The sequence below is a fragment of the Aquimarina agarivorans genome, from assembly GCF_000218485.1.
Taxonomy (GTDB): domain Bacteria; phylum Bacteroidota; class Bacteroidia; order Flavobacteriales; family Flavobacteriaceae; genus Aquimarina; species Aquimarina agarivorans.
Genome location: NZ_AFPB01000011.1, coordinates 1 through 1214 on the forward strand (window position 1 = coordinate 1; position 1214 = coordinate 1214).

Sequence of the window (1214 nt, forward strand, 5' to 3'; positions counted from 1 at the left end):
TTACCAGCAATTAATCCTAACACCTTATGAATGGAATCATATATGACAATACTAAGACAACATTACCTGGTTGGGTAAATGATGTTCACGAGGGAAACCCAAAAGGTTATGCATATGAGACGGAAACGCATTTTGTTCACATTTATGGATGCAATAATGGAATTTGGGTTTTATCAACAGGATTAACTGTAACGGAAAAGAAAAGTGGGACTTTAAATGATTGGGTTATAAAAACTTTTGGTGCAGAGAATATTGAATCATCAAATGTAAAAATTGGAGAAACAACTAAACGTGTTTGGCGACCTGGGCTTTTGGATTATTCTAAAATGCAAGTTTCTCTTAACAACTCAGAAATTGAACTCAGAGATTCTATGCAATCGTTAAGAGTTTTATTAAATAAACTAGATGAATTGTTTTTGTATATAGAACCTCAGGGAAATGGAATTAATTCTTATAGTTACAAAACACGAGAATTGTTAATTTTAGCTTGTACTGAAGTAGAAAATAGTTGGACAAACTATTTCAAATTTTCAGGTATACAACCCAGCGGAAGAAACTATAATACAAATGATTATGTAAAATTATCGGAACCACTATTTTTAAAGGAATACAAGATTAATTTAAAAGTAAAGAGTGATATTCAAAGTATTATTCCTTTCAGTAATTGGAACTCCCAAAATCCTACCACTTCATTAGATTGGTATGATGCTTATAATAAAACTAAACACGACAGAGAAACCCATTTTAACAAGTCTACATTAGAGAATTGTATAAGAGCTATTTCAGCGAATATAGTTATGTTTTGTGTTAGATTTAGTCCATATCCACTATGGCATTCAAATGACTCAACTTCTGCAGTTTTTAATAATCTATTCAATATTGAATTAATTAATCCTAATCCAAAGAGTTTTTATTTTCCTAAAGTAAATATACCAGAAAACTCAATGAATCAACTTGTATGCTTTGATTCTCAAAAACTAATAGAAAGAAGAAACAGTATAAATCTGACGATATAAAAAAGCTGGTAACAATGTATAAAAAACATAGGGCTTTTGGGCTTAATCGAAAGGTCATTGTGTATTTGCAAAGTCCGCTAAATATAAAATTTGGCGTTTATAGAAGAAAAGATAAAAGCAAAATATTTATATTTAGCTAAGTAATAAACCGAAACGATAGTGCTTATCACCTGCCCTACGTTTCTTATACGAGACGTT

At 30.4% G+C, this 1214-nt stretch carries 1 protein-coding gene; it reads left to right on the top strand.

The window, feature by feature from the left end:
- Positions 1–26: 26 nt before the first annotated feature.
- Positions 27–1016, top strand: a complete 990-nt coding sequence (locus GMC_RS0100250) for a hypothetical protein (RefSeq protein WP_010520246.1) — start codon at positions 27–29, stop codon at positions 1014–1016.
- The last annotated feature ends 198 nt before the right edge of the window (positions 1017–1214 follow it).

Coding starts and splice junctions, on each gene's coding strand:
- GMC_RS0100250 (WP_010520246.1), top strand. CDS start 27: ATGAATGGAATCATATATGACAATACTAAGACAACATTACCTGGTTGG.